The organism is Wolbachia endosymbiont of Drosophila seguyi, from assembly GCF_028981765.1.
Classification (GTDB): Bacteria; Pseudomonadota; Alphaproteobacteria; order Rickettsiales; family Anaplasmataceae; genus Wolbachia; species Wolbachia pipientis.
In genome coordinates this window covers 1-9,032 of record NZ_JAPQLM010000010.1, presented here as the reverse complement: position 1 = coordinate 9,032, position 9,032 = coordinate 1, and the positions used below count along the sequence as shown (strand labels likewise).

Sequence of the window (9,032 nt, the reverse complement as noted above, 5' to 3'; positions counted from 1 at the left end):
TTTTCTTTAGCTACTCTTAACATTTTCTCAACAGCTATACTATCTTTACGTAGTATAGCATAAGCAAGTGATATAATAGTTGATTCTTTACCCCGATGTTTACTTACTTCCGTAGTAAGAATCCTTTGTTTTTCCTTTTCAGATATTTTTTCTAGTTCTTCAGCAATGCTACTTTTTTTGCCTTCTATTTTTGATGCTAATTTTAAAATACTTTTTTCATCTTTCTCTTTCAATTTCGAATCGTTTACCTGATGAGTCATTTTTTTTCTCAAGGTCTTTCTTATTAAACTAAGCATAACATTTTCTCTCTTCGTGGTTATAATATTTGCTTTTATGAATCAGTTGTGTTGATAATGTATTAATTGCATAGTTCAGACATTGTTTTATAAAGCAAAATTTTAGTAGACCACCTTACAAGAACGTTTCTTGCTAATTCTGAATCCGAAAAAAGGACGCAGTAAAGTTATTTGTAAGGGAAGAATGAAACTTGTAGCTATAGCTAAACTGACTTACGATAATTTGAAAAACCGTCATCCCGCTGCTTGTTAGCGGGATCTAGAGATACCGCGGCGGTATGACGGTTCGCAGTGGTATGACGGTTCGCGGCGGGATGACGATAAGCTCGTCATCCCGCTACATTAATATTGTATTAATAAAAACTTAATAATAATCCTTAATAATATATGAACTAACATGTTTGCAATTTCGTATGACAGAGGAAACAAAAGATGGATATGCTTCCTTATACGTTGCAATTCAGGAAGGTAATATTGAAGCTGCAGAACTACTAATAAAATGTGGCACAAACGTCAATGATCATTATGAACGCAATCGTACGCCACTGCATATTGCCATCGGACGCAAACAATTAGAAATAGCAAAATTGCTGATAAAAAATGGAGCAAACGTTAATGCAAAAACTCAAAATCATGGTAAAGATGATCTAACACCAATGCACTTTGCAGTTTTTGCAAATACGCCAGAATTTATAGAATTACTAGCTAGCCATGGTGCATTGATTAATGCAAGAGAAAGTACCGAAGGGTATACTCCTCTTCACTTTGCTGCTTTATATGGGAACAAAAATATAATACAAGCCTTAATTGATAAGGGACAAGATATTGAAGATGTGGACAATAATGGGCGAACAGCTCTGTTTTTAGCTGCTAGGCAGTGCACTGAAGCAGAAGATGATAGCAGAATAGAAATTATCAAGTATTTGATAGACAAGCTCAAAGCAGATGTAACAAAGAAAGACAATAATAACAATGCAGTACTCTTTCCTGCCGCTAATAATTGCCCTGGAAAAGTGGTAGAATTCATCATTGAGCAATATATAAAAATCTTTGAGTTAGAGAATTTTATCAACCACAAAAATAATGATGGAATGGATGCTTTGGATATTGCGCTGAATAGTGGAAACGAGAAAGCTATTGAAGTATTAAGATCATATGGAGCAGATATCAAGAATAAGGTAGATGGTAGCATTCAAAAAATTACTGCAGAAAAACCAAGTAGTACCCTAGACAGAGCAGAAAGTGCAGAGGTAGCGCCTCCAATTAAGCAAAGAGTATAAAGCTTTTTATAAAGCGATTATAAATTTCAGTAAGTTGCAGAGGCTCTACAATGGGAAGTGTAGTATGTTAGCAGATACAAATGACTAGATAAATTATATTTCATTAAAGTCATTTATCTTGAAACATAAGCAGGATTTTGTATAGTTGTTTCAATTTGGGTCTATATATTGAAACAACGCGTGAAAATGACAGGTCATTGTACAAGAGGTATCTAATTCACCGACAAGAATGCTAGATAAAGACACTTACATTTCAATTATTTCACAATTTCTGTATAATCTTAAAAACTCAATTAGTGCGTTATGAAGATAATAATAGGTAATGCTAGTAAGGAATTAGGGGAATCAGTAGTTAACCGGCTAGATGTTCAACCATCCTCTGCTTGGATATCAAAGTTTACCGATGGTGAGGTAAATGTAGAAGTAGCAAATGATCTATATAATCAAGAAGTATATATAATACAATCTCTTTCTCCCCCTGTGAATGATAATCTTATGGAGCTTCTGCTTATAATTGATGCAGTAAATAGATTAGGAGCCAAAAGGATAGTAGTAATTATCCCTTATTATGGATATAGCAGGCAAGATAGAATTATCAAGAACAATAATGTGCAGTCTGCTTTAAGTGCCAAATTAGTTGCAAATCTTATTCAAACTGCAGGTGCAAGTAGCGTTGCAGTTATTGATTTGCACTCAAGTCAAATTGAAGGATTCTTTGATGTACCGATAACTAATTTGAACTGCTTTGAAGCATTTGTTGACTCTATACACACAGAAAATTTGGCAATTGTTGCACCTGATGTTGGAGCAATTGGCAGAGCACGTGCTTTTGCAAAGACTTTAGAGGAAAAGTACAAGATAGGGTTAAATGATAAGATTATTGTAGTAGATAAATATAGGGAGAAAGCAGGCACATCTCAAGTAATGAACATAATAGGAGAAGTTGCAAATAAAAATTGTGTCATTGTTGATGATATAGTTGACTCTGGTGGAACATTGTGTAATGCAGCTCTTGCTTTAAAAGGCCACGGAGCAAAGTCCGTAATTTCATGCATCACACATGGCGTGCTTTCAGGAAGTGCAGTTGAGAAAATTTCTTCCTCTTCTTTAGATAAATTAGTGATTACGGATACCATACTTCACAAATTTGAAAAAACTGGTAAAATAGAAGTTGTTTCGGTCGTAGATATTTTAACTCACTTTATCCAAGGAGGTAAAGATGCCAGCTAAGTCAACAGAAGACGTTATTACTTCACTAATAGAATTTGCAAATAAGAGAAAAATAACAATTACCAAAGAAGAAATGCTTAAAATTGCACAGCTTGTAAGGATTAAGTTATCAAATGACGAGATTGATCACTACTCCAAAGAACTGACAATGCTGGATTGGATACATGATACTTTATTGCAAGTTAATACTGAAGGTGTTTCTCCTATGCGTTATGGCAGCATAGACAAGGACATTCATGTACGCAATGATGTTATAAATTCTCAAAACATTAAAAAAGAGATATTGTCCAATACAAAACCTGAGCATGGGTATTTCGTAGTGCCAAAGGTTATAAGCAATTAAAGTAAAATAAGGCTCATATCAAATCTATAATAGATCTACTTTCAAAAATAAGACCAATCCGGTAAAGAAGCATTTGTGGGAGTGGAAACCATTTTTTGATTTTTCTTTACTAAGTCTACTAAATATAGTTTAGAGTTGCTTGGTGATTCTGTTCTTGTAAAAATGATTTCTCTACCATTTGGTAACCATGCCGGGGATTCAATTTTATGCCCCTCTGAAAGCAGACGTTCTTCTTTGCCATCTGGCTTCATAACTCCTATGTAAAATTTTCCTGACTGAATCTTTGTAAAAGCTATCAGATCTCCTTTTGGCGACCAAACAGGCGTAGCATATCTTCCACTTCCAAAACTAATTCTTTTAGGTTTTTTACTTTTGTTAGTAAAATCGATAACGTACAGTTGCTGACTCCCACTTATATCAGAACTAAAAGCCATATACTTTTGATCTGGAGAAAAAGAGGGAGAAGTGCTTATAGCTGAACCTTTAGTAATTTTTTTTGTTCGTTTACTACTTAAATCCAAAGATAATATATTCGTTTCACCACCCAATGAGTGGGAAATTAAAAGAGATTTACCATCGGGAGAAAATCTTGGTGCAGAAACAACTCCTTCAAATGCGCTGATTATTGATTCAGTGTTATCTTTTAAATTTTTTAATATTATATAACTTTTACCATTTGCGTACGAGATATAAACAATACCCTTTCCATTTGGTGAGAATCTCGGTGTTGACACAAATCTATCGCCATTTGTTAAGTATTTTATATTACTTCCATCTTGATTCATCACAGCAATTTTACGCACAGATTTGTAGTTGCTATCTTTTTCTTCAGCGATATACGTGATTTTTGTGTTGAAGTGCCCTTTCTCACCAATTAATCTATCATGTATCACATCCGAAACGAGGTGACCAATTTTTCTCCAGTCTTTTGCTGGAAAAACAACTGACTGAGTAAGTAATTCTCTTTTTGTAAAAGCGTCAAATAAACGAAATGATAGCTCTAATGCACTACCAGATATTTCGCTTAAACTTACTGTGACTACAGTATCGCTTTTCCAAGATTTAGATTCAGCTTCCGCGCCACGTTTTACATTAAATAAGCCACAATTAGATAAATTTGTTCCTATTACCTTTGCAATATTTTCGCTTAATTCGCTTTCCAACGCTGTTTTACATGTACATTTAGATACAACAAGACCAATGTTACCAACACTGCTTTTTTTTATATCAACATATAAAGCAGCTTTTGTAAAATAAGGAATAAATAACGAAATAAATAACACCAGATGAACGAATAGCTTCATTCATTTCATACCTGTTCTATCTGAACCTCGATTATAGGCCTTTTTAGTAAATATTCCTTTAAGATACTCAATATTGAACTTTCAATCTTATTTTTAATTTTTTTTGTTGGCTGCAAACTAAACGACGACTCAACTTTCTTGACAATTTTCTGTATGGTAGCTGCATCTTCTAGCACTTCAAAAACACCAGGTACAAATACTTTTGGTTTAGCAAGCAATTTATTTTTCTTGTTTACAACTGCTGTTACCACAATAACTCCGGCATCTCTCATTCTTTTACGCATTTTTATAACACTGCTCTCCGGATGACGTAGCAACATACCATCAATACCAAAGTAGTCAACATCAATTGAATCAACCTTTCCTCCGTTCTCCAAATTAACAATATCACCTGGTGCAATCATTATTGCTTTTGCCACACCGCACTCTTTAGCAAATTTTACATGTGCATGCGTGTGAATATATTCGCCGTGAACTGGAATAGACATCTTCGGTTTTATTAAAGAATACATTTCCTTTAGCTCTTCTCTTGTTGGATGCCCAGAAGCATGAACATGCTCTGTTTTTTCAGTAATAACTTCTACCCCCATCTCAATAAAGGCATTGAGCATGTTGTGCGCACGAGTTTCATTTCCAGGAATGATTTTTGACGAAAAGATCATGGTATCACCTTGCTGCATTTTAAATGCTTGATGACTCTTAGCAGCAAGTCTTGCGGTAGCTGCCAGTGGCTCACCTTGACAACCTGTGCAAAGTAGCACCAGTTCTTCCCTTGGAAAATTTACTGCTTCCTTTGCTTCAAGAAACTGAGGAGAATCAGTTAAATAACCACTATCTTGCGCAACTTTCACTATTCTCCATAAAGATCTACCAAGTAAAACTACTTTTCTATTTAGTGCTTTTGCAGCTTGGCTTATCGTTTCAATTCGTGCCACATTTGAAGCGAATAGCGAAACAGCAACTAATTTTTTAGACCGCTTTATTATGTTATAAATATTATTATAAATTTCACCTTCTGACTCAGGGTGATGCTTGCTTAATATATTGGTTGAATCGCAAATTGCTGCAAGCAGGTCACCTTTATCGCCAATTTCTTTTAGACGCTCCATATTAGAAGTTAATCCAACAACAGGTTTTGGATCAAATTTCCAGTCTCCGGTATGGAGTGCACTACCCATTTCAGTGCTAATTAATATTGAATTTGCCTCAGGAATTGAATGAGTTACATTTATAAACTCGACGGTAAAAGGACCCAAATTTATGCTGCCATTTATGTCTACCTCTTTCACAGGCACTATACCTTCCAATCGAAATTCTTTTAGTTTCTCTTTAAGAAAATTAACCGTAAACTTTGTTGTATATATGGAGCACTGCAACTCTTCCCACAAGTGGGGCACTGCACCGCAGTGGTCCTCATGTGCATGTGTAATTATTATTCCAAGTAAATCTTTTTTTCTTTGAGCAATAAAATCTATATCAGCAATGAGCAGCTCAACACCTGGCATAGTTTCATCTGCAAAACCAACACCAAGGTCGATCATAATCCACTTACCTTGGTAATGATATAGGCTAACATTCATCCCGATTCTTCCTACTCCCCCAAGCGGAAGAAATAAAAACTCATTTTTGTTTATATTCATTAAATTTAAATTATTAAAACCTGAGAATAGCAAAACTTCGACCTTAAATAAAGAAATTTATTGCTTTTACATAGTTTTAAGGAACTAAGAAGTTTCTGTTGGCTAATAATAACACTATTGTTAAGTTTTCCATTAATAAGGTCAAAGAATTGCAGGATTAAATGAAAACCCGTAAACAGTTACCCCTTTAATGTCATTTAGCAGATTTCTTATTTTTTTTTTTACTTTACTAAAAAACCCTTCAGATTGCTGTTGTACACTTGCATTTTCCTCTTCTTCAAGCGCTTTTAATAGTTCAATTTGCTTTTTAGTTAAATTTTTTGGATTTAAAGTCTCAACTATTACCTGTACGTATAAATCACCACGAGCATGTGAGTTCATATATGGCATACCCTTTTCCCTACAACGTAGTTTGGTACCAGTTTGAGTGCCTTCAGGGACCTTTACTTTTATTTTAGCTCCATCAATTGATTGAATATCGATTTCACCACCAAGCACTGCTAGTGTCATTCTTATAGGCACTTTACAGTGTAAATCTGCTTTATTTCTAGCAAAGATTTTATGGAAAATTATTTTCACGTATACGTATAAATCTCCACTTTTTCCACCTTTTGTTCCAGCTTCTCCTTTACCACTTATCCTTACCTTAGCTCCTTCTTCTATGCCTTTTGGAATTGAAACGGATATATTTACTTCATCTCTTCTACGTCCACTTCCACCACATTTCTTACATTTGTTTTGTATTATTTCTCCTTCCCCATAGCATGTAGTACATGTTCTTTCGATGGTAAAAAAGCCTTGTTGAGTTCTAATCCTACCGCTTCCCTGGCATGTGTGGCACTGAACTGGTTTAATTGCTCCTTCGCCACCTGTGCCTTGGCATGTATCACATTTTACATTTGTCACATAATGTATAGGCGCTTGTATTCCTTTGAATGCATCTTCTAAGGTAATTTCAAGATCATAACGTAGGTCTGCTCCAGATACTCCTGTTGTACTTCTTTTTGCTCTCGATCTACTTGCACCACCACCGAATCCTCCACCAAAGAAGTCATTGAATATGTCGCTAAAATCTCCTGCAGAGCTAAAGCCTTGAAATCCACCAGAAGCACCTTCGTGGCCATAACGGTCATAGCCTGCCCTTTTCTCAGAGTCAGACAGAACTTCATATGCAGCTGTTACTTCTTTAAATTTTTCCTCTGCTTCTTGATTGCCAGGATTTCTATCAGGATGATATTTTAATGCTAATTTTTTATACGCTTTTTTTATCTCATCAATACTGTCATTTCTGCCTACTTCCAGCAGATCATAGTAGTCTTTTTTGCTCATATATAATAGTTTAGTGCTTAACCTTTAAAGATAGGTATTACATATATTAATTTCAAGTGTGACTTCTGTTTCCTATAAAATGTGGTGCACCCTGAGCGACTTGAACGCCCGACCTTTTGATCCGTAGTCAAATGCTCTAATCCAACTGAGCTAAGGGTGCTTTCACAAAGTTAACTTTAGCAGGTTTTGTAGCTTGATTCAATTAATTTGGCTAAAAATAAAACTATTGATTTCTATCATACGTGAACCCCTCACAATTCTCAAACTGCCGTTTCGCATTAGAATTATCAAATTCACTACAAGGAGGAGCAGTTGGAGTAGTATTAGGATCTTGAGAAAAGTAAGGAGGTGGTGCATCATAACGAGAAGAATCTCCATAACCATGCCCTTGTCTAAGACAGCTATCTACCGCTCCTTTAGCTTTCTCGATATTTTCTAATTCTTCCTCATGCTTCATATGAAAAGCTAAACCACCAGCAAAACATACGAGAGAATTAACGCCAAGGATAGCTAAACCCCACACTGGTAAGACTGGGTAAACAGCACAAGCTACCAAAGCTGCCAAAGAAACAACGCCAACCGCAAATTCTATATTTCTGAACGTTTTAAATTTACTATCCAGGTAATCTATTTTTTCTTCTTTTCTAGCCACTTTTCTGCTGCTGTTATACCAAAAACACATACCAGCATGGAAAGCAACACACACAACTGCAGCTACTATACCCAAAGCTAATAGCTTTCTACTGTCTTCTGATTCTTTTTTATTCTCTTTTCTCCCTTGATGAGTGGTATTACCATTGTTAATATTCGTTATATTATTAACCGTAGTGTGACCACGTCCACCGAATAAAGAATCCATCCAGCATTGTAATAGCAAATAATCCCAAAAGTCTAAACCTCTATTGTGTACATGTATATGTGTAATCTGAGAGCCTGTAGGTTGTGCGTTATTCCCTGCGTTATATTGATCATTTCTGCTTCCTGTATCGTGCCTATTGCTTGAATTTGGATGTGTAAATTCTTCATACACATTTTTAAAATTCTCCTTGCTCCAAGTTAAATTCGGTGTATTATTACAATACTGTAGAAACCCTTCAATATTATTATTATTACCTAATTTCTTTATATAGGCTAACGCATACCTTTTTAAAACACTATCACTTGCTACCATAAATACCCTCTTAAGTTAAGATTAAATTAATAAATATTTATTATAACAAGATAACATCTACTTGTTAACTTGAGCCTGATTCAAGTATCCGTTCAGAATGTGGCAGAAGAACTTATTCAAATAAAGTAGGTGGTAAAATATAAACATTTTATAAAGTGAAAAATGGACTTTTCAGACCACTGCCGAGCTAAAGAAGCCCTGAAAAACGTGATACTTAGGCCACTTCTTGCTTAAGCTGTACAATTTCAGCTTGAGAAAGGCCAGTGGATTCAGCTATTAAATTAACAGATACACCAGCTTTAAGTAAATTTTTTGCAACTTCGATTTTTCCTTTCTCTATACCTTCCTCAAGTTTGTATTCAAGAATGGCTTCTTCTTTCCGCAGATCCATTATTCTTTCTTCATATGCTACTAAATCTTTTTCATTCCAGCTAAACCT

General features: G+C 35.1%; 7 protein-coding genes, 1 tRNA gene and 2 pseudogenes. 3 read left to right on the top strand and 7 right to left on the bottom strand.

Annotated elements, in window-relative coordinates:
- Positions 1-296, bottom strand: a pseudogene (locus tag OZD62_RS00225) (WD_0033/WD_0034 family tandem repeat-containing protein); the annotation flags it as partial.
- Positions 297-709: 413 nt separating this feature from the next.
- Here OZD62_RS00225 and OZD62_RS00220 point away from each other — a divergent pair.
- The 3 genes from OZD62_RS00220 (at position 710) to gatC (ending at position 3,149) form a co-directional block, all read left to right on the top strand.
- Complete coding sequence (locus OZD62_RS00220; RefSeq protein ID WP_275019174.1) at positions 710-1,576, top strand: ankyrin repeat domain-containing protein; 867 nt, start codon at positions 710-712, stop codon at positions 1,574-1,576.
- 303 nt (positions 1,577-1,879) lie between these two features.
- Positions 1,880-2,806 carry a ribose-phosphate diphosphokinase gene (locus OZD62_RS00215; RefSeq protein ID WP_010962322.1) on the top strand — a complete coding sequence of 309 codons (927 nt, stop codon included), beginning with the start codon at positions 1,880-1,882 and terminating at the stop codon, positions 2,804-2,806.
- Entirely contained in the window at positions 2,796-3,149 is a 354-nt protein-coding gene (gene gatC / locus OZD62_RS00210) for an Asp-tRNA(Asn)/Glu-tRNA(Gln) amidotransferase subunit GatC (protein ID WP_275019173.1), read from the top strand. The genes OZD62_RS00215 and gatC overlap by 11 nt, the downstream gene beginning before the upstream one ends.
- Before the next feature lie 41 nt (positions 3,150-3,190).
- Here gatC and OZD62_RS00205 read toward each other — a convergent pair whose 3' ends face one another.
- From OZD62_RS00205 to OZD62_RS00180, 6 genes and pseudogenes are all read right to left on the bottom strand, one after another.
- Positions 3,191-4,453: a Tol-Pal system protein TolB gene (locus OZD62_RS00205; protein ID WP_006279726.1), complete on the bottom strand. Its 1,263-nt coding sequence runs from the start codon at positions 4,451-4,453 to the stop codon at positions 3,191-3,193.
- 5 nt (positions 4,454-4,458) lie between these two features.
- Positions 4,459-6,093 carry a ribonuclease J gene (locus OZD62_RS00200; RefSeq protein ID WP_275019171.1) on the bottom strand — a complete coding sequence of 545 codons (1,635 nt, stop codon included), beginning with the start codon at positions 6,091-6,093 and terminating at the stop codon, positions 4,459-4,461.
- A gap of 141 nt (positions 6,094-6,234) precedes the next feature.
- Positions 6,235-7,422, bottom strand: coding sequence for a molecular chaperone DnaJ (gene dnaJ, locus OZD62_RS00195; RefSeq protein ID WP_275019170.1), 1,188 nt, complete (start codon positions 7,420-7,422; stop codon positions 6,235-6,237).
- A gap of 82 nt (positions 7,423-7,504) precedes the next feature.
- Positions 7,505-7,582, bottom strand: a tRNA-Arg gene (locus OZD62_RS00190).
- A gap of 63 nt (positions 7,583-7,645) precedes the next feature.
- Positions 7,646-8,593, bottom strand: coding sequence for a hypothetical protein (locus OZD62_RS00185; RefSeq protein ID WP_070356716.1), 948 nt, complete (start codon positions 8,591-8,593; stop codon positions 7,646-7,648).
- 214 nt (positions 8,594-8,807) lie between these two features.
- Positions 8,808-9,032 (bottom strand): annotated as a pseudogene (locus OZD62_RS00180) (hypothetical protein); the annotation flags it as partial.

What these genes read in the sequence shown, in the direction of transcription:
- OZD62_RS00185 (WP_070356716.1), bottom strand. Translation starts at nt 8,593, where the DNA reads ATGGTAGCAAGTGATAGTGTTTTAAAAAGGTATGCGTTAGCCTATATA.
- OZD62_RS00205 (WP_006279726.1), bottom strand. Translation starts at nt 4,453, where the DNA reads ATGAAGCTATTCGTTCATCTGGTGTTATTTATTTCGTTATTTATTCCT.
- OZD62_RS00215 (WP_010962322.1), top strand. Translation starts at nt 1,880, where the DNA reads ATGAAGATAATAATAGGTAATGCTAGTAAGGAATTAGGGGAATCAGTA.
- dnaJ (WP_275019170.1), bottom strand. Translation starts at nt 7,422, where the DNA reads ATGAGCAAAAAAGACTACTATGATCTGCTGGAAGTAGGCAGAAATGAC.
- OZD62_RS00200 (WP_275019171.1), bottom strand. Translation starts at nt 6,093, where the DNA reads ATGAATATAAACAAAAATGAGTTTTTATTTCTTCCGCTTGGGGGAGTA.
- gatC (WP_275019173.1), top strand. Translation starts at nt 2,796, where the DNA reads ATGCCAGCTAAGTCAACAGAAGACGTTATTACTTCACTAATAGAATTT.
- OZD62_RS00220 (WP_275019174.1), top strand. Translation starts at nt 710, where the DNA reads ATGACAGAGGAAACAAAAGATGGATATGCTTCCTTATACGTTGCAATT.